Source organism: Pseudomonas sp. R1-15, assembly GCF_051132085.1.
Classification (GTDB): domain Bacteria; phylum Pseudomonadota; class Gammaproteobacteria; order Pseudomonadales; family Pseudomonadaceae; genus Aquipseudomonas.
In genome coordinates, this window is sequence record NZ_CP071660.1 from 832108 (window position 1) to 857597 (window position 25490).

Here is a 25490-nt window from a genome sequence, read left to right on the forward strand (position 1 = left end):
CTTGCTTTACAGCGCTTTCAGCTTTTTGCCGCAACCACCATTTTTTTGGCATGGGCCAGGGATTCCTTGGTCAGGTCGATGCCTCCCAGCATCCGTGCCACTTCTTCCACGCGCTCGTTCTTGTCGAGCTTGGAGACGGCGGTGCGAGTCGCGTCTTCGCCACGCACCTTATGCACGAACAAATGCTGGTGGCCTTGGGCTGCGACCTGAGGCAGGTGAGTCACCGTCAATACCTGCCCGCGCTCACCCAGCCTGCGCAGCAATTGACCGACGATCTCCGCTGTCGGGCCGCCAATGCCCACGTCGACTTCGTCGAAGACCAATGTCGGTACACGGGATGTCTGCGCCGTGATGACCTGGATGGCCAGGCTGATGCGCGACAACTCACCGCCGGACGCCACTTTTGCCAGCGCCTTGAGCGGTTGCCCGGGGTTGGCACTGACCAGTAGCTCCACTTGTTCCAAGCCATTGGGTTGAAGCTCGTCGCCGGCGTTGGGGTGCAGTTCGATGGTAAATCGGCCGCCTGGCATGCCAAGACGCTGGATTTCCTGCTCCACGGCACCGGCCAGGCCGGTGGCGGCCTTGCGGCGCAGTTCGCTGAGTTCCCTGGCCTTTTCCTGGTAATGCCGCGCGTAGGAAGCCAGTTCATCTGCGAGTCGCTCGATGGATTCGTCGTTGGCGTTCAGGGTCTCCAATTCTTCCAGCAGGCGTTGCTGCAGTTCGACGACTTCGGTTGGCTGGACGCGGTGCTTGCGTGCAAGCGTATAGATAGTGTCCAGGCGTTCTTCCAGGTATTGCAGGCGCGCGGGGTCGGCATCGAAATGATCCAGGAACCGGTTCAGTTCTCCGACGGCTTCCTCGACCTGGATCTGTGCGCTGGTCAGCAGGTTGCTGGCCTCGCTCAGGGCGCCTACCGAATTGCTGACGCTGGAGAGCCGGTTCAGGCTCGCCGTCAATGCGCTGAGCACATTGCCCGAGTCGCTTTCGCTGCATTGTTCGACTACCTGGCGGCAGACGCCCAGCAGTGCTTCGGCGTTGGTCAGGTTCTTGTGTTCCTGTTCCAGCTCCTCCAGTTCGTTTTCACCTAGGGCCAGGTTCTCCAGCTCTTCGAGCTGGTAGCTCAAGAGTTGGTGGCGGGCGCGTTGCTCGTCGCCGGAATTGGCGAGTCGGTCCAGCTCCTGCCGGGTCTGGCGCCAGCGTTGGGCTGCCAGGTGAACCTGGCGGGCCAGGTCAGTGGCTCCGGCGTATTCGTCGAGCAGACGGCGATGGGTATCGGTCTTGAGCAGGGACTGGTGTTCGTGCTGGCTGTGAATATCGATCAGCAGTTCGCCGAGTGCTTTCAGATCACCCAGCGGGCAAGGGGCGCCATTGATATAGCCGCGGGAGCGACCTTCGGCGGTGATGACCCGGCGCAGGATGCATAGGCCGTCGGTGTCCAGGTCCCGTTCGGCCAGCCACGCACTGGCTTCGGGAATGTCGACCAGGTCGAAAGTTGCCAAGATGTCGGCCTTGTCTGCGCCGGGGCGCACCACGCCGCTGTCGGCACGATCACCCAGGGTCAGCCCGAGGGCATCGAGCATGATCGATTTGCCAGCGCCGGTTTCACCGGTAATCACGCTCATGCCCCGGTCGAGTTCGAGGTCGAGATGTTCGACGATGGCGTAGTTGTGTACGGACAGGTGCACCAGCATAAGGCCGCTCCCAGGCATTAGGTCTGGTTATTTATACAGTGTTTTGTCGCGAACTGACAATGCCTGGCCTTAGCTCGATTTGCTTGGATTGCGTGTTTTTTTAGCGCGGCTGGGAATGATATGCAGCTGTTTTTTGTAAGGTTAATTCGTCGCGCGGCCCTTGAAGCTGAAAAACGTGGCCCCATATACCGGGGCAGAAGCGCGAGTCGAGCTCGCGGACGAAGTTGAAAGGAGAAATCTATGGCTGACGAACAGACGCAGGATACGCAAAATCTAGACGCCAATCAGGCTCCCCAGGATTCGGGCGAAGACCTGTCGGCTCGTGTACAAGTGCTCGAAGAGCAACTGGCCGGTGCTCAGGATCAGGCGTTGCGCGTAGCAGCCGACCTGCAGAATGTCCGCCGCCGCGCCGAGCAAGACGTGGAAAAGGCCCACAAATTCGCCCTGGAGCGTTTCGCCGGCGACCTGCTGCCGATCATCGACAGCCTGGAGCGCGGCCTGGAGCTGTCCAACCCGGACGACGAGAACATCCGTCCGATGCGTGAAGGCATCGAGCTGACGCTGAAAATGTTCCAGGACACCCTCAAGCGTTATCAGCTCGAAGCGATCGATCCCCACGGTGAACCCTTCAACGCCGAGCATCACCAGGCCATGGCGATGCAGGAAAGTGCCGACGTCGAGCCGAACAGCGTGCTGAAAGTGTTCCAGAAGGGCTACCTGCTCAACGGCCGCTTGCTGCGCCCGGCCATGGTTGTGGTCAGCAAGGCGCCGGCGCCGGTTTCGCCTTCTATCGATGAGCAGGCTTGAAATCGGGCGCAACGGCCCCATTAAGAAGTCAAGCGTTTAAGTACTACCGCAGTTAGCCACCACTGCTGCGGCAAAAAAATTCAAGTTCCGGGAGAGTTAACATGGGCAAGATTATCGGTATCGACCTGGGGACCACCAACTCGTGCGTCTCCGTGCTGGAAAACGGCAAGGCTAAAGTCATCGAGAATGCTGAAGGCGCGCGTACCACGCCGTCGATCATCGCTTACGCCAACGACGGCGAGATCCTGGTGGGTCAGTCCGCCAAGCGTCAGGCTGTGACCAATCCGCATAACACCCTGTACGCGGTGAAGCGTCTGATCGGTCGCAAGTTCGACGAAGAAGTCGTGCAGAAAGACATCAAGATGGTGCCGTACAAAATCGCCAAGGCTGACAACGGCGACGCATGGGTTGAAGTGAACGGCCAGAAAATGGCGCCGCCACAGATCTCGGCTGAAATCCTGAAGAAAATGAAGAAAACCGCCGAAGACTACCTCGGCGAGCCAGTGACTGAAGCGGTCATTACCGTTCCTGCGTACTTCAACGACAGCCAGCGCCAGGCGACCAAAGACGCCGGCCGCATCGCTGGCCTGGACGTGAAACGTATCATCAACGAACCAACCGCAGCCGCTCTGGCCTACGGTATGGACAAGGCCAAAGGCGATCACACCGTGATCGTTTATGACCTGGGTGGCGGTACTTTCGACGTTTCCGTGATCGAAATTGCCGAAGTCGACGGCGAGCACCAGTTCGAAGTATTGGCAACCAACGGCGATACATTCCTCGGTGGTGAAGACTTCGACATCCGCCTGATCGACTACCTCGTCGATGAGTTCAAGAAAGAAAGCGGCATGAACCTCAAGGGTGACCCGCTGGCCATGCAGCGTCTGAAAGAGGCCGCTGAGAAAGCCAAGATCGAACTGTCCTCGAGCCAGTCGACCGACGTGAACCTGCCGTACATCACCGCAGACGCTACCGGTCCGAAGCACCTGAACGTGAAAATCTCCCGCGCCAAGCTCGAAGCGCTGGTAGAAGACCTGGTTCAGCGCACCATCGAACCTTGCCGCATTGCGATGAAGGACGCCGGTATCGACGTTGGCTCGATCAACGACGTGATCCTGGTCGGCGGCCAGACCCGTATGCCGCTGGTCCAGAAGCTGGTAACCGATTTCTTTGGTAAAGAAGCACGCAAGGACGTGAACCCGGACGAAGCCGTTGCCATGGGTGCTGCCATCCAGGGTGCCGTTCTGGCCGGCGACGTGAAAGACGTTCTGCTGCTCGACGTCAGCCCGCTGACCCTGGGTATCGAAACCATGGGCGGCGTGATGACCGCGCTGATCGAGAAAAACACCACGATTCCTACCAAGAAATCCCAGGTGTTCTCGACGGCCGACGACAACCAGAGCGCCGTGACCATCCACGTGCTGCAAGGTGAGCGTAAGCAAGCGGCCCAGAACAAGTCCTTGGGCAAGTTCGACCTGGCCGAGATTCCACCGGCTCCACGCGGTGTGCCGCAAATCGAAGTGACCTTTGACATCGACGCCAACGGCATCCTGCACGTCGGCGCGAAAGACAAGGCCACCGGCAAGACCCAGTCGATCGTGATCAAGGCCAACTCCGGCCTGTCCGAGGAAGAAATTCAGCAGATGGTTCGCGACGCTGAAGTCAACGCCGAGGAAGACCGCAAGTTCGAAGAGCTGGCCAGCGCTCGTAACCAGGGCGACGCCTTGGTTCACTCGACCCGCAAGATGGTTGCCGATGCCGGCGACAAAGTGACTGCTGAAGAGAAGACCGCGATCGAAGCCGCCGTGGTTGCCCTTGAAGCTGCCGTCAAAGGCGACGATAAGGCTGCCATCGAAGCGAAGATCGAAGAGCTGTCGAAAGTCTCCGCGCCAGTGGCCCAGAAGATGTATGCCGAGCAGGCCCAGCCAGCTGAAGGTGCTGCGCAGCAAGGCGAATCGGCCGAGAAAGCCGATGACGTGGTCGACGCTGAGTTCGAAGAAGTAAAAGACAACAAGTAATCGCTTGTTGGTCGGCCGGTTGACTGCGTTTGTGCGGTGGCTGGTAGGATGTCGCCGCGCGGGAGCTTGCTCCCGCGTTGGCGTGTCTGGAGTCAGTGAATTTTTACAGCATGCGACAGCGTTCGGGTGCTGGCGGTGTGTTCGGGAATGCTCCTGCTTTCCGGGCGATATGCGCCGAGACCAGGATCGTTGAATCGACGTGAGTTGGGTCCGGGCCTGTATTGGGGCTCAACGAGTTTGGCAAGGTTCAGGAGAGGTTTGCCGGACGTCCTATAAGAGTGCAAAGACTAATGGCGAAGCGTGATTTTTACGAAGTATTGGGTGTCGAGCGGGGAGCCAGCGAGGCAGAGCTGAAAAAGGCTTACCGTCGCCTGGCGATGAAGCACCACCCAGACCGTAATCCCGGCGATAAAGCGTCGGAAGAGATGTTCAAGGAAGCCAACGAGGCTTACGAAGTTCTGTCCGATTCCAGCAAGCGCGCGGCCTACGACCAATACGGGCATGCCGGTGTCGACCCGAGCATGGGTGGCGGCGGTGCCGGTTTCGGCGGCCAGAACTTCTCCGATATCTTCGGCGATGTGTTCAGTGATTTTTTTGGCGGCGGCCGCGGCGGCGCCCGTGGTGGTGCCCAGCGTGGCAGCGATTTGCGCTACACGCTGGAGCTGAACCTGGAAGAAGCGGTGCGCGGTACTACCGTGAATATCCGGGTGCCGACGCTGGTCAATTGCAAGCCGTGCGACGGTTCGGGCGCCAAGAAGGGCTCCTCGCCGGTCACCTGCCCGACTTGCGGCGGCATCGGCCAGGTTCGCATGCAGCAGGGCTTCTTCTCGGTCCAGCAGACCTGTCCGCGTTGCCATGGCCAGGGCAAGATCATTTCCGATCCGTGCGACTCCTGCCACGGCGAAGGGCGTGTCGAAGAGTACAAGACTCTGTCGGTCAAAGTGCCGGCCGGTGTCGACACCGGTGACCGCATTCGTCTGTCCGGCGAAGGCGAGGCGGGTGCCCAGGGCGGCCCGACCGGCGATCTGTATGTGGTGATCAACGTGCGCGAGCACGCAATCTTCCAGCGTGATGGCAAGCATTTGTTCTGCGAAGTGCCGATCAGTTTTGTTGATGCGGCCTTGGGCGGTGAGCTTGAAATCCCGACCCTTGATGGTCGCGTCAAGCTGAAGATTCCCGAAGGGACGCAAACCGGCAAGCAGTTCCGCATTCGCGGCAAGGGCGTGGCTCCAGTGCGTGGCGGCGGTGCGGGCGACTTGATGTGCCGCGTCGCGGTAGAGACACCGGTCAACCTGAGCCGGCGCCAGCGGGAGCTGCTCGAAGAGTTCCGCAGTTCCCTGGCGGATGACAACAGCCACTCGCCGAAAACCACCGGTTGGTTCGAAGGCGTGAAGCGCTTCTTCGGCGATCTGTAAGGAGTGGGCATGCGACGTATAGCTGTGATGGGCGCCGCGGGGCGTATGGGCAAGGCGCTGGTCGAGGCGGTGCAGCAGCGCTCGCCGCTCTCTGGCCTGACGGCCGCCATCGTCCGGCCCGACAGTACGCTGGTGGGCGCCGATGCTGGCGAGCTGGCCTCGATCGGACGTATCGGCGTGCCAATGTCCGGTGGGCTGGAAAAGGTACTCGATGAATTTGACGTCCTGATCGACTTCACCCTGCCGGAAGTCATGCTGAAAAACCTCGCCACCTGCCGCAAGGCCGGCAAGGCCATGGTCATCGGCACGACCGGCCTGGACGCCGCGCAGAAGCAATTGTTGGCCGATGCCGGCAAGGACATTCCGATCGTGTTCGCGGCGAACTTCAGCGTGGGCGTGAATCTCTCGCTCAAGCTGCTGGACCTGACGGCGCGGGTGTTGGGTGATGATGCGGATATCGAAATCATCGAGGCACATCACCGTCACAAGATCGATGCGCCTTCGGGAACAGCCTTGCGCATGGGAGAGGTGATTGCCGATGCGCTGGGTCGTGACCTGCAGGAAGTGGCCGTGTATGGGCGCCAGGGGCACACCGGTGCGCGTGAGCGAGACACCATCGGTTTCGCGACCGTACGTGGTGGCGACGTGGTAGGTGATCACACCGTGCTGTTCGCCACCGAGGGTGAGCGCCTGGAGATTACGCACAAGGCGTCGAGTCGGATGACTTTCGCCAAGGGCGCCGTGCGTGCCGCGCTGTGGCTGGATGGTCGCGAGCCCGGCTTGTACGACATGCAGGACGTTCTCGACCTGCGTTGATGCCTTCAAGGCGGGGTTCAGGTTACACTGAGTCCCGTTTTACACCGCTTCGCGACGGCCTGTCGCATTCCCCTGCCTTTAAGGCTCATTAGCGGTGGACCAAAAAAGCCTTTTTCTGTAAGCTACAGCTTTAGTGTGTCCACTAAAAGCGCGCAGAATAATTCAGTGAACAAGCGGGGTGACGTGTCCATACGTCACTCCGCTTTTTTACAACCTGCGATCGCCCTTTCAGGCTTTATTTACGGGAGGTCTTCTTGACTAAGCCAGCCATACTCGCCCTTGCTGATGGCAGCATTTTTCGCGGCGAAGCCATTGGAGCCGACGGTCAGACCGTTGGTGAGGTGGTGTTTAACACCGCAATGACCGGCTATCAGGAAATTCTTACCGATCCTTCCTACGCCCAGCAAATCGTTACCCTGACTTACCCGCATATCGGCAACACCGGCACCACGCCGGAAGATGCCGAGTCCGATCGTGTCTGGTCCGCTGGCCTGGTCATCCGCGACCTGCCGCTGGTAGCGAGCAACTGGCGTAACAAGATGTCCCTGTCCGACTACCTGAAAGCCAACAACGTCGTGGCGATCGCCGGTATCGACACCCGCCGCCTGACCCGCATCCTGCGGGAAAAAGGCGCGCAGAACGGCTGCATCATGGCCGGTGACAATATTTCCGACGAGGCCGCCATTGCCGCTGCCCAGGGTTTCCCAGGCCTCAAGGGCATGGACCTGGCGAAAGTCGTCAGCACTCAGAAACAGTACGAATGGCGCTCCTCGGTCTGGGACTTGAAAACCGATAGCCACGCGACGATCGAGGCTTCCGAACTGCCGTATCACGTGGTCGCTTACGATTACGGCGTCAAGCTGAACATCCTGCGTATGCTGGTCGCGCGCGGTTGCCGCGTCACCGTAGTGCCGGCCCAGACCCCGGCGGCTGACGTCCTGGCCCTCAAGCCCGACGGCGTGTTCCTGTCCAACGGTCCGGGTGACCCGGAGCCATGCGACTACGCGATCCAGGCGATCAAGGACGTGCTGGAAACCGAGATCCCGGTATTCGGTATCTGCCTGGGGCACCAGTTGCTGGCCCTGGCTTCGGGCGCCAAGACCCTGAAAATGGGCCACGGCCACCACGGTGCCAACCACCCGGTACAGGACCTGGATACCGGTGTCGTCATGATCACCAGTCAGAACCACGGTTTTGCGGTTGACGAGGCGACCCTGCCGGCCAACGTACGGGCCATCCACAAGTCGCTGTTCGACGGCACGCTGCAAGGCATCGAGCGTACCGACAAGAGCGCGTTCAGCTTCCAGGGCCACCCTGAGGCGAGCCCGGGCCCGAACGATGTGGCGCCGCTGTTCGATCGCTTCATCAATGAGATGGCCAAGCGACGCTGACCGCGTGAAACCCGAGGGCGGCCCCGAAAACGGCGGCCCCCGCGGGCGCTTCAAAGATTGTTCGACGGCCTAGCCGACTGACCTGCGGATTTGAGTGACAAACCCATGCCAAAACGTACAGACATAAAAAGCATCCTGATTCTCGGCGCTGGCCCGATCGTGATCGGCCAGGCCTGCGAATTCGATTACTCCGGCGCTCAGGCTTGCAAGGCCCTGCGCGAGGAGGGTTATCGCGTCATCCTGGTGAACTCCAACCCGGCCACCATCATGACCGACCCGTCGATGGCCGACGCCACCTACATCGAGCCGATCAAGTGGCAGACCGTTGCCAAGATCATCGAGAAGGAGCGTCCGGACGCGCTGCTGCCGACCATGGGTGGCCAGACCGCATTGAACTGCGCTCTGGACCTGGAGCGCGAAGGCGTCCTGGAGAAGTTCGGTGTGGAAATGATCGGCGCCAATGCCGACACCATCGACAAGGCCGAAGATCGTTCGCGCTTCGACAAGGCGATGAAATCCATCGGCCTGGACTGCCCACGCTCGGGCATCGCCCACAGCATGGAAGAAGCCAACGCCGTGCTGGAACGCCTCGGCTTCCCGTGCATCATCCGTCCGTCCTTCACCATGGGCGGCACGGGTGGTGGCATCGCCTACAACCGTGAAGAATTCGAAGAAATCTGCGCCCGTGGCCTGGACCTGTCGCCAACCAAGGAACTGCTGATCGACGAGTCCCTGATCGGTTGGAAAGAATACGAAATGGAAGTTGTCCGCGACAAAAAGGACAACTGCATCATCGTTTGCTCCATCGAGAACTTCGATCCGATGGGCGTGCACACCGGCGACTCGATTACCGTTGCACCGGCCCAGACCCTGACCGACAAGGAATACCAGATCCTGCGTAACGCCTCCCTGGCGGTACTGCGTGAGATCGGCGTGGAAACCGGTGGCTCCAACGTCCAGTTCGGCATCTGCCCGAACACTGGCCGCATGGTGGTCATCGAGATGAACCCGCGCGTGTCTCGTTCGTCGGCCCTGGCCTCGAAAGCCACCGGCTTCCCGATCGCCAAGGTCGCCGCCAAGCTGGCCGTCGGCTACACCCTGGACGAACTGTCGAACGACATCACCGGCGGCAAGACTCCGGCGTCCTTCGAGCCGTCCATCGACTACGTGGTGACCAAGCTGCCGCGTTTCGCCTTCGAAAAATTCGCCAAGGCTGACGCGCGCCTGACCACCCAGATGAAATCGGTGGGTGAAGTCATGGCCATCGGCCGGACTTTCCAGGAATCCCTGCAAAAAGCCCTTCGTGGCCTGGAAGTGGGTGTCTGCGGTCTCGATCCGAAGCTGGACCTGAGCAAGCCGGAAAGCATGAGCGAGCTCAAGCGCGAGCTGACCGTGCCGGGCGCCGAGCGTATCTGGTACGTGGCGGATGCCTTCCGCGCCGGCATGACTGTCGAGCAGATTTTCGACATGAACATGATCGACCCTTGGTTCCTGGTGCAGATCGAAGATCTGATCAAGGAAGAAGAGAAGGTCAAGACCATGGGCATGTCCAGCATCGATCGCAACACGATGCTGGGTCTCAAGCGCAAGGGCTTCTCCGACATGCGCCTGGCCAAGCTGCTGGGTGTGACCGAGAAGAGCCTGCGCACTCATCGCCACAAGCTGGAAGTCTTCCCGGTCTACAAGCGCGTCGACACCTGCGCGGCCGAGTTCGCCACCGACACTGCCTACCTGTACTCCACGTACGAAGAAGAGTGCGAAGCCGCGCCTTCGACCCGGGACAAGATCATGATCCTGGGCGGCGGTCCGAACCGGATCGGCCAGGGCATCGAGTTCGACTACTGCTGCGTCCACGCGGCACTGGCGCTGCGCGACGATGGTTACGAAACCATCATGGTCAACTGCAACCCGGAGACCGTTTCCACCGACTACGACACCTCTGATCGCCTGTACTTCGAGCCCGTGACCCTGGAAGACGTGCTGGAAATCGTCCGTGTCGAGAAGCCAAAAGGCGTGATCGTCCAGTACGGCGGGCAGACCCCTCTGAAACTGGCCCGCGCCCTCGAAGCCGCCGGCGTGCCGATCATCGGCACCAGCCCGGATGCCATCGACCGCGCCGAAGACCGCGAGCGCTTCCAGCAGATGGTCGAGCGTCTGAACCTGCGCCAGCCACCAAACGCCACCGTGCGCAGCGAAGACGAAGCGATTCGTGCGGCGGCGAAGATCGGTTATCCGCTGGTGGTGCGCCCGTCCTACGTACTGGGCGGCCGTGCGATGGAAATCGTTTACCAGGAAGACGAACTCAAGCGCTACCTGCGCGAAGCGGTCCAGGTGTCCAATGACAGCCCGGTTCTGCTCGACCATTTCCTCAACTGCGCCATCGAAATGGACGTGGACGCGGTCTGCGACGGCAAGGATGTCGTGATCGGCGCAATCATGCAGCACATCGAGCAGGCAGGCGTTCACTCCGGTGACTCCGCCTGTTCGTTGCCGCCATACTCGTTGCCGGCCCACATCCAGGACGAGATGCGTGAACAGGTCAAGAAAATGGCCCTGGAGCTTGGGGTTGTCGGCCTGATGAACGTGCAGCTGGCACTTCAAGGCGAAGACATCTATGTCATCGAAGTCAACCCGCGCGCCTCCCGGACCGTACCGTTCGTGTCCAAATGCATCGGTGTTTCCCTGGCGATGATCGCTGCTCGCGTGATGGCCGGTAAAACCTTGGCGGAGCTGAACTTCACCAAGGAAATCATCCCGAACTTCTACAGCGTGAAAGAGGCGGTGTTCCCATTCGCCAAATTCCCTGGCGTAGACCCGATTCTCGGCCCGGAAATGAAATCCACCGGTGAAGTGATGGGCGTTGGCGACACCTTCGGCGAAGCCTTTGCCAAGGCCCAGATGGGCGCCAGCGAAGTCCTGCCAACGGGCGGCACGGCGTTCATCAGCGTGCGTGATGACGACAAGCCACTGGTTGCGGGCGTGGCCCGTGATCTGATCAACTTGGGTTTCGAAGTGGTCGCCACTGCCGGTACCGCCAAGCTGATCGAGGCGGCGGGCCTGAAAGTGCGCCGCGTGAACAAGGTGACCGAGGGTCGTCCGCACGTAGTCGACATGATCAAGAATGACGAAGTCACGCTGATCATCAACACCACCGAAGGTCGTCAATCGATCGCCGATTCCTATTCCATTCGTCGCAATGCGCTGCAGCATAAGATCTACTGCACCACGACTATTGCTGCCGGCGAAGCGATCTGCGAAGCGCTCAAGTTCGGACCCGAGAAGACCGTACGTCGCTTGCAGGATCTACATGCAGGATTGAAGGCATGAGCATAACCAAGTACCCGATGACTGTTCAGGGCGCGAAGGCCCTGGAGGAAGAGCACGCTTTCCTGACCAAGGTCGAGCGCCCGCGCTTGAGCCAGGCGATCGGCGAAGCCCGTGAACTGGGCGACCTGAAGGAAAACGCCGAATACCACGCTGCCCGAGAGGAGCAGGGTATGGTCGAGGCGCGTGTCCGTGACATCGAAGGCCGCATGCAGAATGCGGTGATCATCGATGTCACGACGATTCCGCATACCGGCAAGGTCATTTTTGGCACTACGGTGGAGATCGCCAACGTCGAGACCGACGAAAGCGTGACTTACCAGATCGTTGGCGAGGACGAGGCGGACATCAAGCTCGGCAAGATTTCCGTCGGTTCACCCATTGCTCGCGCCTTGATTGCCAAGGAAGAGGGTGATGTGGTGGCGGTGAAGACGCCGGGTGGTGTCATCGAGTATGAGATTGTCGAAGTCCGTCATATCTGAACGAAGGCGCCCGCTGCGTGCGGGTGCCATGATCTGGCAGCTCACCCAGATGTTGTGGGTGGGCGGCGTCTGGTTGCTGCACGTCGGTCTGCTGCCGGTGCTGGGTCGGATTGGCCTGGCACCGCTGCTCATCAATGAAATCGCGGGTATGCTGACGGCGCTGCTGGTGGGCTTTTCAGCAGTGTGCGTGATATTCCAGGCTTTGGTGCTGGTTCAGGCCGAGGGTCTTGGCAGTCTATGGCGCGACATTCGTGGGCAATTGCTGCTCATGGCCTTGTACGCTTGCGGGATGTTCCTGGCGGTGCGTCTCGGCTGGCCGGACGCGAGCCAATGGCAGGTATTCAGCTATCTGGTGCTGGGTTTTTCCGGCCTGGTGCTGGTGTTGCAGCCGGTTCCCGGATGGAGCGGCAGGGTGCGCGAAGCACACCCTTGACCGTTTGCATCATTTGAAGCGGTGAACGTTCGACAGTTGCTTGTTGACGCTGAAGTTCTTGCGATAAATCAGCGCCATCTTGCCGATGACCTGGACCAGGTCAGCCTTGCCGACCTTGCACAGCTCGGCAACGGCAGCCAGGCGGGCTTCGCGGTCGAGGATGTTGAGCTTGATCTTGATCAGCTCGTGATCGCCGAGGGCGCGTTCCAGTTCAGCGAGGACACCTTCAGTCAAACCGTTGTCAGCCACAGTCAAAACCGGTTTCAGATGGTGGCCGATGGATTTGTATTGTTTCTTCTGCTCTTGAGTGAGCGGCATAATCTGACCCCTGCGTCTGATCTTGTAAAAAGCGGCGGCCAGTTTACCCGAGCGAGTCCGGGACCGCCCACTTAATCACGACCCGATTTATTTTTCAGAGGTGGCCCGTGGCCCGTTCCAAGACTAGCCAGAACTGGCTCAGAGAGCATTTCAACGATCCGTACGTCAAAATGGCGCAAAAAGACGGTTATCGCTCGCGCGCCAGCTATAAATTGCTGGAGATCCAGGAGAAGGATCGCCTGATTCGTCCTGGCATGACCGTAATCGACCTCGGCGCAGCGCCGGGTGGCTGGTCGCAGGTGACCAGTCGTCTGATTGGCGGCCAGGGGCGATTGATCGCTTCGGACATCCTGGAAATGGACAGCATCCCTGACGTGACCTTTATCCAGGGTGATTTCACCGAGGACGCCGTATTGGCGCAAATCCTCGAGGCCGTCGGAAATACGCAAGTCGACCTTGTGATTTCCGATATGGCCCCCAATATGAGTGGATTGGCGGCTGTCGACATGCCTCGCGCAATGTTCCTCAGCGAGCTGGCCCTGGATCTGGCGGGGCGGGTTCTGCGTCCGGGTGGTGATTTCCTGATCAAGGTCTTCCAGGGTGAAGGCTTCGATGAATACCACAAGGGCATGCGCAAATTGTTCGACAAAGTGCAGATGCGCAAGCCTTTGTCGTCCCGCGACCGCTCTCGCGAGCAGTATCTGCTGGCGCGAGGGTTTCGCGGAATCGAAGGCGCTTCCAGTGATGAGCGGCTTTGAAACAGGCCGATAGTTTTTTTTGTATCGCATTGCGGGCGTCGCGTAACGAAAATTGCGCGAGTCAAAGTTTCACAAAGGGTTACAGACGGCGCCTGCCAGAGTCGCAGGTAATGTAGTAAGTTAGGCCGGTGAATATCATGCGAAGCGCGCGCCAATAGCGGAGCTTGCTTCAGAGGGTAGTTAATTGAACGATATGGCAAAGAATCTGATCCTGTGGTTGATCATCGCCGCTGTCCTTGTGACCGTGATGAACAACTTCTCCAGCCCTAACGAGCCGCAGACCCTCAACTATTCCGATTTCCTCCAGCAGGTCAAGGAAGGCAAGGTCGAGCGCGTAGCCGTTGATGGTTATGTGATTACCGGCAAGCGCAGCGATGGCGACAGCTTCAAGACCATTCGTCCGGCGATCCAGGACAATGGTCTGATCGGCGACCTGGTGGACAATCACGTCGTGATCGAAGGCAAGCAGCCTGAGCAGCAAAGTATCTGGACCCAGCTCCTGGTCGCGAGCTTCCCGATCCTGGTGATCATCGCGGTGTTCATGTTCTTCATGCGCCAGATGCAAGGCGGGGCCGGAGGGAAGGGCGGGCCGATGAGTTTCGGCAAGAGCAAGGCCCGACTATTGTCCGAAGATCAGGTCAAGACCACCCTGGCTGACGTCGCCGGTTGCGATGAAGCCAAGGAAGAAGTCGGCGAGCTGGTTGAATTCCTGCGCGATCCGGGCAAGTTCCAGCGCCTGGGCGGGCGTATTCCCCGCGGCGTACTGATGGTGGGACCACCGGGTACCGGTAAAACCTTGCTGGCCAAGGCAATCGCTGGCGAAGCCAAGGTTCCGTTCTTCACCATTTCCGGTTCCGATTTCGTCGAGATGTTCGTCGGCGTCGGTGCCAGCCGTGTCCGCGACATGTTCGAACAGGCGAAAAAGCACGCGCCATGCATCATCTTCATCGACGAGATCGACGCCGTTGGTCGCCACCGTGGCGCCGGCATGGGCGGCGGTCACGATGAGCGCGAGCAGACCCTCAACCAGTTGCTGGTCGAGATGGACGGTTTCGAGATGAATGACGGCATCATCGTGATCGCCGCCACCAACCGTCCGGACGTGCTCGACCCTGCGCTGCTGCGTCCAGGTCGTTTTGATCGCCAGGTCGTGGTGGGGCTGCCGGACATTCGTGGTCGCGAGCAGATCCTGAAGGTTCACATGCGCAAGGTGCCAATGGGGGATGACGTTGCTCCGGCGGTCATCGCTCGCGGCACACCGGGTTTCTCCGGTGCTGACCTGGCGAACCTGGTAAACGAAGCGTCGCTGTTTGCTGCTCGTTCCGGCAAGCGTGTCGTGGAGATGAAGGAATTCGAACTCGCCAAGGACAAGATCATGATGGGCGCCGAGCGCAAATCCATGGTCATGTCGGAAAAGGAAAAGCAGAACACCGCTTACCACGAGGCAGGACATGCCATCGTCGGTCGTGTCGTGCCTGAGCATGATCCGGTGTACAAGGTTTCCATCATTCCGCGCGGTCGTGCACTGGGTGTGACGATGTTCCTGCCGGAAGAGGACCGCTACAGCCTGTCCAAGCGCGCGCTGATCAGCCAGATCTGTTCGCTGTACGGTGGCCGTATCGCCGAGGAAATGACGTTGGGCTTCGACGGCGTGACGACGGGTGCCTCCAACGACATCATGCGCGCAAGCCAGATTGCCCGGAACATGGTTACCAAGTGGGGCTTGTCCGAAAAGCTTGGTCCGTTGATGTATGCCGAGGAAGAGGGCGAAGTATTCCTGGGTCGTGGCGGCGGAGGCCAGCATGCAAGCTTCTCTGGTGAGACAGCCAAGTTGATCGACTCGGAAGTTCGCAGCATCATTGACCAGTGCTACGGCACGGCCAAGCAGATCCTCACGGACAACCGCGACAAACTGGACGCGATGGCCGACGCATTGATGAAGTATGAAACCATCGATGCCGAGCAGATCGACGACATCATGGCTGGCCGCACGCCTCGTGAGCCTCGTGACTGGTCTGGTGGCGGCACGGGTACCTCCGGTACTCCGCCAGCGGTACAGGGTGAGCGTCCCGAGACGCCCATCGGTGGTCCGGCCGCCGACGTCTAAGGCTTGAAATGACTTCTGTTCAGTCCTCTAACCGGTTGCCTTGCGGCAACCGGTTTCTTGATTTGGCCCGTGCGCACGTCATGGGCATTCTTAATGTCACTCCCGATTCCTTTTCCGATGGCGGAAGATTCTGCCAGCTCGACGCTGCATTGCGGCATGCCGAGGCCATGGTGGCAGCGGGCGCAACGCTGATCGATGTTGGTGGTGAATCGACCCGTCCCGGTGCGCGGGCGGTGTCCCCTACCGAAGAGCTGGAGCGAGTGGCGCCGATTGTCGAGCGTATACACCGCGAGCTTGATGTCATCATTTCGGTTGATACCTCTACGCCAGCGGTCATGCGCGAGGCAGCGCGACTGGGGGCGGGGCTGATCAACGATGTCCGGTCCTTGCGGCGCGACGGTGCGCTGGACGCCGCGGCGGCAACCGGGTTGCCGGTGTGCCTGATGCATATGCTCGGCGAGCCGGGGACCATGCAGGACGATCCGCACTATGATGATGTGACCAGGGAAGTGGCCGGGTTCCTCGCGGAGCGCCTGGACCAGTGTGCTGCCGTGGGCATCCCTGCCGAGCGGGTCATCCTTGATCCCGGGTTCGGCTTTGCCAAGACCCTGGCTCACAACCTGAGCCTGTTCAAGCATATGGAAGCCTTGCATGCCCTGGGGCGGCCCCTGTTGGTTGGCGTCTCGCGAAAGAGCATGATAGGCAATGCCTTGGGCCGCCCGGTGGGAGAGCGCCTGTATGGCGGTCTCGCCCTGGCTGCATTGGCCCTTACCAAAGGTGCGCGCATTTTGCGCGTGCATGATGTAGCCGAAACGATGGATGTCGTGCGGATGATCGACGCTGTGGATTCAGCCGAATAAGAATGACGGAGCACTTATGAGCAAGAAATATTTTGGCACCGACGGTATTCGTGGTCGGGTCGGCGAATACCCTATTACCCCTGATTTCATGCTCAAGCTCGGCTGGGCCGCTGGCATGGCGTTCCGCAAGATGGGCGCGTGCAAGGTGCTGGTCGGCAAAGACACGCGAATTTCCGGCTACATGTTCGAATCGGCTCTCGAGGCCGGCCTTACGTCGGCGGGCGCCGATGTGATGTTGCTGGGGCCGATGCCGACGCCGGCCATTGCCTACCTGACCCGTACATTCCAGGCCCAGGCGGGCATTGTGATCAGTGCTTCGCACAATCCTCATGATGACAACGGCATCAAGTTTTTCTCTGGCAAGGGCACCAAGCTGCCGGACGAAATCGAGCTGATGATCGAAGAGCTGCTGGATGCGCCGATGACGGTGGTCGAGTCGAGCAAGATCGGCAAGGTGTCGCGGATCAACGATGCATCAGGTCGTTATATAGAGTTCTGCAAAGGCAGTGTGCCGACCGGTACGAGCTTTTCCGGTCTGAAAATCGTTGTCGATTGCGCGCATGGCGCAACCTATAAGGTCGCGCCCAGCGTTTTTCGCGAATTGGGCGCCGAGGTGGTGGTGCTCTCTGCCCAACCCAACGGGCTGAACATCAACCACAATTGCGGCTCGACCCATACCGAGGCATTGCAGGCTGCGGTCCTGGCCGAGCATGCCGACCTCGGGATTGCTTTCGACGGCGACGGTGACCGGGTATTGATGGTCGACCATACCGGTACGGTCGTTGACGGCGATGAGCTGTTATTCATCATCGCGCGCGATCTGCATGGTCGCGGCAAGCTGCAGGGCGGCGTGGTCGGTACGTTGATGAGCAACCTCGGGCTTGAATTGGCCTTGGCGGACCTGGATATCCCGTTCGTACGGGCCAATGTCGGCGATCGCTACGTGATCTCTGAATTGCTGGAGCGCAACTGGGTGATCGGGGGCGAGAACTCCGGCCACATCGTCTGTTTTGACCATACCACCACCGGTGATGCGATCATCGCTGCCCTGCAAGTGTTGATGGCGCTCAAGGCGCGTAACGAGGGGCTTGCGCAGTCGCGCCAGGCGTTGCGTAAATGTCCGCAAGTGTTGATCAATGTGCGTTTCGGCGGCGGTGTCAATCCTCTCGAGCACACGACGGTCAAGCAGGCCAGCGAGCGCGTAACGCAAGCAATGGCTGGCCGTGGCCGGGTGTTGTTGCGCAAGTCTGGCACGGAGCCTTTGGTGCGTGTCATGGTCGAAGGCGAGGATGAAGCACAGGTCCGCGGTTATGCCGAAGAGCTGGCGAAGCTGGTTACTGAAGTTTCTGCCTGAATTCGGCTTGCCAGTCATGAATCGGTTGGGTAACATCTGCGCCCACTTTGACCGACGAGGTACAGCATGCGTCGCCCTATGGTAGCTGGTAACTGGAAGATGCACGGTACCCGCGCCAGCGTCGCTGAGCTGATCAAGGGCCTTCGTAACCTGGCCTTGCCAAGCGGTGTTGATGTAGCGGTGTTCCCGCCTTGCCTGTATATCAACCAAGTGGTTGATGGCTTGAAAGGCAAGTCGATTTCGGTGGGTGCACAAAACTCTGCAGTGGAATCCATGCAGGGTGCGTTGACCGGTGAAATCGCGCCGAGTCAGCTGGTGGACGCAGGATGTTCACTGGTCCTGGTCGGTCATTCCGAGCGTCGCCTGATCATGGGCGAGCAGGACAAGACCCTGATTCGCAAATTTGCCGCGGCACAGGCTTGTGGTCTGATTCCGGTGTTGTGCGTAGGGGAGACCCTCGAACAGCGTGAGGCAGGCAAGACTCTCGAAGTTGTTGCTCGCCAGTTGGGCAGCATCATCGAGGACCTGGGTGTCGGTGCGTTTGCAAAGGCAGTCATCGCTTACGAGCCGGTCTGGGCCATTGGCACCGGGCTGACTGCTTCGCCTCAACAAGCGCAGGATGTGCACGCCGCCATCCGCGCGCAGTTGGCGCAAGAAAATTCTGAAGTGGCACGAGGTGTGCGGCTTCTATACGGCGGCAGCGTGAAGGCGGCCAATGCGGTCGAACTGTTCGGCATGCCGGATATCGATGGGGGGCTCATTGGTGGAGCGTCCCTGAATGCAGATGAGTTCGGTGCGATCTGTCGCGCCGCGGGAAACTGAAAAAATGCTGGAAACAGTCGTAGTCGTTTTTCATCTGCTGGGCGCACTGGGTGTAGTTGCTCTCGTATTGCTGCAGCAGGGTAAAGGTGCGGATGCTGGTGCGTCTTTCGGTGCAGGTGCTTCAAATACTGTATTCGGAAGCCAAGGTTCCTCTACCTTTCTTAGTAAGTTTACTGCTATACTCGCCGCCGGTTTCTTCATAACCAGCTTAGGGTTAGGTTACTTTGCTAAAGAGAAGGCTCATGAGCTGACTCAGGTAGGTTTGCCAAACCCAGCGGTGTTGGAAGCGCCAAAGCAACAACCGGCTTCTGATGATGTCCCGGTGCTTCAAGAGCAAAAGTCGGCCAATCCGGCGACTGACGTACCTCCAGCTCAAGAGCAGAAGTAAGAAGGTTTCAAACGCTGTATTGCCGAGGTGGTGGAATTGGTAGACACGCAACCTTGAGGTGGTTGTGCCCATAGGGTGTAGGGGTTCGAGTCCCCTTCTCGGTACCAATTATCAGGAGAGCCCGCAATTGCGGGCTTTCTTGTAGGTGGAAGCGTTACATTGACCCTGTAAGGGATCGGTCGTATACTTCCGCCCCAGCTTTGTCGCGGGATGGAGCAGCCTGGTAGCTCGTCGGGCTCATAACCCGAAGGTCGTCGGTTCAAATCCGGCTCCCGCAACCAGTTTCAGGGCCCCTTCCAAGGGGCTTTTTGTTAGCTGGACATTTACAACGCCGCTGTTCGACGGCGTTTCAGGGATGGGCGATTCGCCCATTTTTTTTTATTTGCATGGCATGCACATACATGCACGAGGGGGTTCAGGTGTCGAGCAAGCTAGAACAGTTGCAGGCCTTGTTGGCCCCGGTGGTCGTGGCCCTTGGCTATGAATGCTGGGGTATTGAGTTTTCGGCTCAAGGTCGCCACTCACTGTTGCGCGTTTATATCGATAAGGAAGGCGGCGTGTTGGTGGATGATTGCGCCATCGTCAGCCGTCAGATCAGTGGTGTGCTGGATGTTGAAGATCCCATCACCTCCGAATACACCCTTGAAGTTTCCTCGCCTGGCATGGAACGCCCTCTGTTCACTCTTGAACAGTTCGCTTTGTTTGCCGGTGAACAAGTGAAGATAAAGCTGCGCTCGCCCTTTGAAGGCCGACGCAACTTCCAAGGCCTTCTGCGCGGTGTGGAAGAACAGGATGTCGTGGTGCAGGTAGATGACCATGAGTTCCTGTTGCCGATCGATATGATCGACAAGGCCAACATTATTCCCAGTTTTGACTGATACGTGCCAGATACTGCGGATCCCGCGGATCCAATGGCTTGCGAAAGGCGAGGCGTACGATGAGCAAAGAAGTACTGCTGGTTGTTGAGTCGGTATCCAATGAAAAGGGCGTACCGGCTAACGTTATTTTTGAAGCACTCGAGCTGGCCCTGGCCACTGCTACCAAGAAGCGCTTCGAAGACGAAGTTGATTTGCGTGTGGAGATTAATCGCCACACCGGTGCCTACGAGACTTTCCGTCGCTGGACGGTAGTCGAGGAAGCCGACCTGGATGATCCGGCTATCGAAACCTGGCCGAGCAAGGTTGCAGAAACGCATCCTGGCGCCAAGGTGGGTGATGTCGTCGAAGAAAAGATCGAGTCCATCGAATTTGGCCGCATTGCTGCACAGACTGCCAAGCAGGTCATTGTGCAGAAAGTTCGCGAAGCCGAGCGCGCGCAAGTCGTCGATGCCTATCGCGAGCGCCTGGGAGAAATCATCTCCGGCACCGTTAAAAAAGTCACCCGCGACAACGTGATCGTTGATCTGGGCAACAATGCCGAAGCATTGCTGGCTCGTGAAGACATCATTTCTCGCGAAACTTTCCGGGTTGGCGTGCGGTTGCGTGCGCTGCTCAAGGAAATCCGCACCGAGAACCGCGGCCCGCAGCTGATCCTGTCGCGTACCGCGCCGGAAATGCTGATCGAGTTGTTCCGCATCGAAGTGCCGGAAATTGCTGAAGGCCTGATCGAAGTCATGGCCGCCTCCCGTGATCCGGGTTCGCGGGCCAAGATCGCGGTCCGCTCCAAGGACAAGCGCATCGACCCGCAAGGTGCCTGCATCGGCATGCGTGGTTCGCGTGTCCAGGCCGTATCCGGCGAGTTGGGCGGCGAGCGTGTGGATATCGTCCTGTGGGACGACAACCCGGCTCAGTTCGTGATCAATGCCATGTCGCCCGCTGAAGTGGCGGCAATTATCGTCGACGAGGATGCCCATGCCATGGACATCGCCGTTGGCGCAGACAATCTCGCTCAGGCCATCGGTCGCGGTGGTCAGAACGTACGTCTGGCTAGCCAATTGACTGGCTGGACCCTGAACGTGATGACCGAATCGGACATCCAGGCCAAGCAGCAAGCTGAAACCGGCGACATCCTGCGCAACTTCATCGAAGAGCTTGAAGTCGATGAAGAGCTGGCGCAGGTGCTGGTGGATGAAGGCTTTACCAGCCTGGAAGAGATTGCCTACGTACCGGTGGAGGAAATGCTCAACATCGACGGCTTTGACGAGGACATCGTCAACGAGCTTCGCGCTCGTGCCAAGGATCGCTTGTTGACCAAAGCCATCGCTACTGAGGAAAAGCTGGCAGACGCCCATCCGGCCGAAGACCTGCTCTCGCTTGAGGGCATGGACAAGGATTTGGCGATGGAACTGGCGGTGCGCGGCGTAATTACCCGCGAAGACCTGGCCGAGCAGTCTATTGACGATCTGCTCGACATCGACGGCATTGACGATGATCGTGCCGGCAAGTTGATCATGGCCGCCCGAGCCCACTGGTTCGAGTAATTAGGCGCGGCCTGAGGAGAGAAGTGCATGACGCAAGTCACGGTGAAACAACTGGCCGATGAGGTCAAAACACCGGTAGAGCGCCTGTTGCAGCAGATGCGTGAGGCAGGTCTGCCGCACACCGCCGCCGAGGAACATGTGACCGACAGTGAGAAGCAGTCCCTGCTCACTCACTTGAAGAGCAGTCACAAGGCGAAAGTGGAAGAACCGCGCAAGATCACTCTGCAGCGTAAAACCACCAGCACCCTGCGTGTTGCCGGTAGCAAAAGCATCAGCGTTGAAGTACGCAAGAAAAAAGTCTTCGTACAGCGCAGCCCGGAAGAAATCGAAGCCGAGCGCAAACGCGAAATGGAAGAACGTCGCGCGGCAGAAAATGCTGCACGTCAGAAGGCTGAAGAAGAAGCCAAGCGTCGCGCCGAAGAAGAAGCGCGTCGCCAGCCTGCTGCTGCGCAATCTGCTCCAGCCGAAGTGGTCGAGACGCCTGCGGCGGCAGCTGAGCCAGTGCGTGAAAGCGCTCCTGTCCTGGCAGCTGCTCCGGCTCCGGCGGACACCCGCAAGCGCGACGAACAGCGTCGTCCGGACAAACCACGTGCCGACGACAACCGTCGTGGCAGTGGCGATGGCGAGCGCAAAAACGCTCCTCATCGTGCTTCGGTCAAGGAAAAGGCGCCTGCGCCGCGTGTTGCGCCACGTACCACCGACGAAGAAAGCGATGGCTTCCGTCGCGGCGGTCGCGGCAAGGCCAAGCTGAAGAAACGCAACGCCCACGGTTTCCAGAGCCCTACCGGCCCTGTCGTGCGTGAAGTGAAGATTGGCGAGACCATCACTGTGGGCGATCTGGCCCAGCAGATGTCGGTCAAGGCTGCTGAAATCATCAAGTTCATGTTCAAGCTGGGCACGCCAGCCACCATCAACCAGGTACTGGACCAGGAAACTGCCCAACTGGTTGCCGAAGAGCTGGGCCACAAAGTGACCCTGGTCAGCGACACCGCCTTGGAAGATTCCCTGGCCGAGTCCCTGAAGTTTGAAGGTGAAGCGGTTTCCCGTGCGCCGGTCGTGACCGTCATGGGTCACGTCGACCACGGTAAAACCTCGCTGCTCGACTACATCCGTCGTGCCAAGGTAGCCGCTGGCGAAGCGGGTGGTATCACCCAGCACATCGGTGCTTACCACGTTGAAACTGACCGCGGCATGGTGACGTTCCTCGATACCCCGGGCCACGCCGCGTTTACCGCGATGCGTGCTCGTGGTGCCAAGGCGACCGACATCGTGATCCTGGTGGTTGCAGCGGACGACGGCGTGATGCCGCAAACCATCGAAGCCGTTCAGCATGCCAAGGCTGCTGGCGTGCCGCTGGTGGTTGCGGTGAACAAGATCGACAAGCCGGGCGCCGATCTCGATCGCATCCGCAGCGAACTGTCGGTTCACGGCGTGACTTCCGAAGAATGGGGTGGCGACACTCCTTTCGTTCCGGTCTCGGCGAAGATGGGTACCGGCGTTGACGAACTGCTCGAAGCCGTTCTGTTGCAAGCCGAAGTTCTGGAATTGACCGCTACACCTTCGGCTCCTGGCCGTGGCGTGGTCGTTGAATCGCGTCTCGACAAGGGCCGTGGTCCGGTCGCGACTGTCCTGGTTCAGGACGGTACCCTGCGTCAGGGCGACATGGTGCTGGTCGGTTCGAACTATGGCCGCGTGCGCGCCATGCTCGACGAGAACGGCAAGCCAATCAAGGAAGCCGGTCCGGCTATCCCGGTCGAGATCCTCGGCCTGGACGGTACCCCGGATGCTGGCGACGAGATGAGCGTTGTGGCTGACGAGAAGAAGGCCCGTGAAGTGGCTCTGTTCCGTCAAGGCAAGTTCCGCGAAGTCAAACTGGCTCGCGCTCACGCCGGCAAGCTGGAAAATATCTTCGAGAACATGGGCCAGGAAGAGAAGAAGACGCTTAACATCGTCCTCAAATCCGACGTCCGTGGTTCGCTCGAAGCGTTGAACGGCGCCTTGAATGGCCTGGGTAACGACGAAGTGCAAGTGCGCGTTGTCGGTGGCGGTGTCGGTGGTATCACCGAATCCGACGCCAACCTGGCACTCGCTTCCAACGCTGTACTGTTCGGCTTCAACGTGCGTGCCGATGCCGGCGCGCGCAAGATCGTCGAGCAGGAAGGCCTGGATATGCGTTACTACAACGTGATCTACGACATCATCGAAGACGTCAAGAAAGCCTTGACCGGTATGCTCGGCAGCGACGTTCGCGAGAACATCCTGGGCGTGGCCGAAGTGCGCGATGTGTTCCGTTCGCCGAAGTTCGGCGCGATCGCCGGTTGCATGGTGATCGAAGGTGTCGTTCACCGTAACCGTCCGATCCGCGTATTGCGTGAAGACATCGTGATCTTCGAAGGCGAGCTGGAATCCCTGCGCCGCTTCAAGGATGACGCTTCCGAAGTACGTGCCGGCATGGAGTGCGGTATCGGCGTCAAGAGCTACAACGACGTCAAGGTCGGCGACAAGATCGAAGTCTTCGAGAAGGTCCAGGTTGCTCGCAGCCTCTGACTCGCGTACTTCAAGAGCCGTACCGGGCAGTCGCATGAATATGCGCTGCCTGGCTGGCGGACTCTAAACGCAACGCCCGGTCTGGCTTTTGCCAGGCCGGGCGTTTGCCGCTTTCAGACCTCACGGGTTTGACCGTGGGGCAGTAACAGGTAACAAGACATGGCAAAAGAATATAGCCGTACCCAACGAATCGGCGATCAGATGCAGCGCGAGCTGGCCCAACTGATCCGTCGCGAAGTCAAAGACCCGCGCGTCGGCCTGGTGACCATTACCGCTGTTGAAGTCAGCCGTGACGTCGGTCACGCCAAGATCTTCATCACCGTGATGGGTCAGGACAGCGCCGAAGAAATCGCCCAGAGCATCAAGGTGCTCAACTCGGCAGCCGGTTTCCTGCGCATGCAACTGGCGCGGGAGATGAAGCTGCGCAGCGTTCCACAGCTGCACTTCCACTACGACGAAAGCGTCGTGCGGGGTGCGCATCTGTCGGCGCTGATCGAGCGTGCCGTGGCTGAAGACAGTCAGCATCCGGCTGCCGCTGAACCCGAAGACACCAAGGAGTAATCGGTGGCTCAGGTCAAACGTATCCGTCGTAACGTCAGCGGCATCATCCTGCTCGACAAGCCGTTGGGATTTACCTCCAACGCGGCGTTGCAGAAGGTTCGCTGGCTGCTCAATGCTGAAAAGGCCGGGCACACTGGCAGCCTCGATCCACTGGCTACCGGCGTGCTGCCGCTGTGCTTCGGCGAGGCGACCAAGTTCTCCCAATACCTGCTCGATTCCGACAAGGGTTATGAAACCTTGGCGCAACTGGGCAAGACCACTACCACGGCGGACGCCGAAGGTGAGGTTTTGCTGGAGCGCCCGGTGACCGTTGGTCAGGCGGATGTCGAAGCGGTATTGCCGAAATTTCGCGGGCAAATCAGTCAGATACCGCCGATGTACTCCGCTTTGAAGCGCGATGGACAGCCGTTGTATAAACTGGCCCGTGCAGGCGAAGTAGTGGAGCGCGAACCGCGTTCTGTTACTATTGCGCGCTTGGAATTGCTGGCCTTTGACGGTAATACTGCACGGCTCGCCGTGGATTGCAGCAAGGGCACCTATATCCGGACCCTGGTGGAGGATATCGGCGAGCAGCTCGGCTGTGGCGCGTACGTGGCGGAATTGCGACGGACCCAGGCCGGGCCTTTCACGTTGGCCCAGACGGTCACGCTGGAAGAGCTTGAAGCGGTGCATGCCGAAGGCGGCAACGAAGCGGTCGACCGTTTCCTGATGCCATCGGACAGCGGCCTGCTGGATTGGCCGCTCTTGCAGTTCTCGGAACACAGCGCGTTCTACTGGCTCAACGGCCAGCCGGTACGCGCCCCGGATGCGCCGAAGTTCGGCATGGTCCGGGTACAGGATCACAACGGTCGCTTCATCGGTATCGGTGAAGTGAGCGAAGACGGGCGCATTGCGCCGCGTCGACTGATTCGGTCGGAATGACCGGAACCAGCCTGCGTAACAGCGGGTTGGCGAGTGTGGCTGTTAACAGGCACGGTCA

The 25490-nt window shown here is 59.5% G+C and carries 21 protein-coding genes and 2 tRNA genes; 21 read left to right on the forward strand and 2 right to left on the reverse strand.

Going from position 1 to position 25490, the window contains the following annotated elements:
* Nucleotides 1–17 precede the first annotated feature (17 nt).
* Complete coding sequence (gene recN, locus J3P97_RS03570) at nucleotides 18–1691, reverse strand: DNA repair protein RecN (protein WP_434673499.1); 1674 nt, start codon at nucleotides 1689–1691, stop codon at nucleotides 18–20.
* 240 nt (nucleotides 1692–1931) lie between these two features.
* Here recN and grpE point away from each other — a divergent pair, with 240 nt between their 5' ends.
* The 8 genes from grpE (at nucleotide 1932) to J3P97_RS03610 (ending at nucleotide 12377) form a co-directional block, all read left to right on the forward strand.
* Nucleotides 1932–2498 carry a nucleotide exchange factor GrpE gene (gene grpE / locus J3P97_RS03575; protein ID WP_181287537.1) on the forward strand — a complete coding sequence of 189 codons (567 nt, stop codon included), beginning with the start codon at nucleotides 1932–1934 and terminating at the stop codon, nucleotides 2496–2498.
* A gap of 101 nt (nucleotides 2499–2599) precedes the next feature.
* Complete coding sequence (gene dnaK / locus J3P97_RS03580) at nucleotides 2600–4516, forward strand: molecular chaperone DnaK (RefSeq protein ID WP_434602781.1); 1917 nt, start codon at nucleotides 2600–2602, stop codon at nucleotides 4514–4516.
* 290 nt (nucleotides 4517–4806) lie between these two features.
* On the forward strand, nucleotides 4807–5931 hold the full coding sequence (dnaJ, locus tag J3P97_RS03585; RefSeq protein WP_030139779.1) for a molecular chaperone DnaJ: 1125 nt from the start codon (nucleotides 4807–4809) through the stop codon (nucleotides 5929–5931).
* A 9-nt stretch (nucleotides 5932–5940) separates the two neighbouring features.
* Nucleotides 5941–6747 (forward strand): 4-hydroxy-tetrahydrodipicolinate reductase, encoded by an 807-nt coding sequence (gene dapB / locus J3P97_RS03590; protein ID WP_305496916.1) that lies wholly within the window; start codon nucleotides 5941–5943, stop codon nucleotides 6745–6747.
* A 254-nt stretch (nucleotides 6748–7001) separates the two neighbouring features.
* Nucleotides 7002–8138: a glutamine-hydrolyzing carbamoyl-phosphate synthase small subunit gene (carA, locus tag J3P97_RS03595; RefSeq protein WP_305496914.1), complete on the forward strand. Its 1137-nt coding sequence runs from the start codon at nucleotides 7002–7004 to the stop codon at nucleotides 8136–8138.
* 105 nt (nucleotides 8139–8243) lie between these two features.
* Complete coding sequence (gene carB, locus J3P97_RS03600) at nucleotides 8244–11465, forward strand: carbamoyl-phosphate synthase large subunit (RefSeq protein WP_434602783.1); 3222 nt, start codon at nucleotides 8244–8246, stop codon at nucleotides 11463–11465.
* A 2-nt stretch (nucleotides 11466–11467) separates the two neighbouring features.
* The gene (gene greA / locus J3P97_RS03605; protein ID WP_030139783.1) at nucleotides 11468–11944 is read left to right on the forward strand and encodes a transcription elongation factor GreA; all 477 of its coding nucleotides are present in this window, start codon (nucleotides 11468–11470) and stop codon (nucleotides 11942–11944) included.
* A gap of 28 nt (nucleotides 11945–11972) precedes the next feature.
* Entirely contained in the window at nucleotides 11973–12377 is a 405-nt protein-coding gene (locus J3P97_RS03610) for an MFS transporter (protein WP_305496910.1), read from the forward strand.
* Between the two features lie 9 nt (nucleotides 12378–12386).
* On the opposite strand, the gene J3P97_RS03615 is transcribed toward J3P97_RS03610, so the two are convergent.
* Nucleotides 12387–12695, reverse strand: a complete 309-nt coding sequence (locus J3P97_RS03615) for a YhbY family RNA-binding protein (protein WP_181287543.1) — start codon at nucleotides 12693–12695, stop codon at nucleotides 12387–12389.
* Between the two features lie 107 nt (nucleotides 12696–12802).
* On the opposite strand from J3P97_RS03615, the gene rlmE reads away from it, so the two are divergent.
* The 13 genes from rlmE (at nucleotide 12803) to truB (ending at nucleotide 25432) form a co-directional block, all read left to right on the forward strand.
* On the forward strand, nucleotides 12803–13453 hold the full coding sequence (rlmE, locus tag J3P97_RS03620) for a 23S rRNA (uridine(2552)-2'-O)-methyltransferase RlmE (RefSeq protein ID WP_305496908.1): 651 nt from the start codon (nucleotides 12803–12805) through the stop codon (nucleotides 13451–13453).
* Nucleotides 13454–13646: 193 nt separating this feature from the next.
* Complete coding sequence (ftsH, locus tag J3P97_RS03625) at nucleotides 13647–15560, forward strand: ATP-dependent zinc metalloprotease FtsH (RefSeq protein WP_305496907.1); 1914 nt, start codon at nucleotides 13647–13649, stop codon at nucleotides 15558–15560.
* Nucleotides 15561–15568: 8 nt separating this feature from the next.
* Nucleotides 15569–16420 (forward strand): dihydropteroate synthase, encoded by an 852-nt coding sequence (gene folP, locus J3P97_RS03630; protein ID WP_434602784.1) that lies wholly within the window; start codon nucleotides 15569–15571, stop codon nucleotides 16418–16420.
* A 16-nt stretch (nucleotides 16421–16436) separates the two neighbouring features.
* Nucleotides 16437–17774, forward strand: a complete 1338-nt coding sequence (gene glmM / locus J3P97_RS03635) for a phosphoglucosamine mutase (RefSeq protein ID WP_434602785.1) — start codon at nucleotides 16437–16439, stop codon at nucleotides 17772–17774.
* 66 nt (nucleotides 17775–17840) lie between these two features.
* Nucleotides 17841–18596, forward strand: a complete 756-nt coding sequence (gene tpiA / locus J3P97_RS03640) for a triose-phosphate isomerase (RefSeq protein WP_305496904.1) — start codon at nucleotides 17841–17843, stop codon at nucleotides 18594–18596.
* Between the two features lie 4 nt (nucleotides 18597–18600).
* Nucleotides 18601–18984, forward strand: coding sequence for a preprotein translocase subunit SecG (secG, locus tag J3P97_RS03645; protein WP_025211789.1), 384 nt, complete (start codon nucleotides 18601–18603; stop codon nucleotides 18982–18984).
* A 21-nt stretch (nucleotides 18985–19005) separates the two neighbouring features.
* A tRNA-Leu gene (locus J3P97_RS03650) sits at nucleotides 19006–19091 on the forward strand.
* Nucleotides 19092–19188: 97 nt separating this feature from the next.
* Nucleotides 19189–19265, forward strand: a tRNA-Met gene (locus J3P97_RS03655).
* A gap of 138 nt (nucleotides 19266–19403) precedes the next feature.
* Entirely contained in the window at nucleotides 19404–19862 is a 459-nt protein-coding gene (rimP, locus tag J3P97_RS03660; protein WP_053118762.1) for a ribosome maturation factor RimP, read from the forward strand.
* Between the two features lie 59 nt (nucleotides 19863–19921).
* A complete protein-coding gene (nusA, locus tag J3P97_RS03665; RefSeq protein ID WP_047229054.1) occupies nucleotides 19922–21403 on the forward strand; it encodes a transcription termination factor NusA in 1482 nt (493 codons plus the stop codon).
* A gap of 27 nt (nucleotides 21404–21430) precedes the next feature.
* The gene (infB, locus tag J3P97_RS03670) at nucleotides 21431–23950 is read left to right on the forward strand and encodes a translation initiation factor IF-2 (protein WP_434602786.1); all 2520 of its coding nucleotides are present in this window, start codon (nucleotides 21431–21433) and stop codon (nucleotides 23948–23950) included.
* A 159-nt stretch (nucleotides 23951–24109) separates the two neighbouring features.
* Complete coding sequence (gene rbfA, locus J3P97_RS03675) at nucleotides 24110–24511, forward strand: 30S ribosome-binding factor RbfA (RefSeq protein WP_181287552.1); 402 nt, start codon at nucleotides 24110–24112, stop codon at nucleotides 24509–24511.
* A gap of 3 nt (nucleotides 24512–24514) precedes the next feature.
* The gene (truB, locus tag J3P97_RS03680; protein WP_030139793.1) at nucleotides 24515–25432 is read left to right on the forward strand and encodes a tRNA pseudouridine(55) synthase TruB; all 918 of its coding nucleotides are present in this window, start codon (nucleotides 24515–24517) and stop codon (nucleotides 25430–25432) included.
* Nucleotides 25433–25490 lie beyond the last annotated feature (58 nt).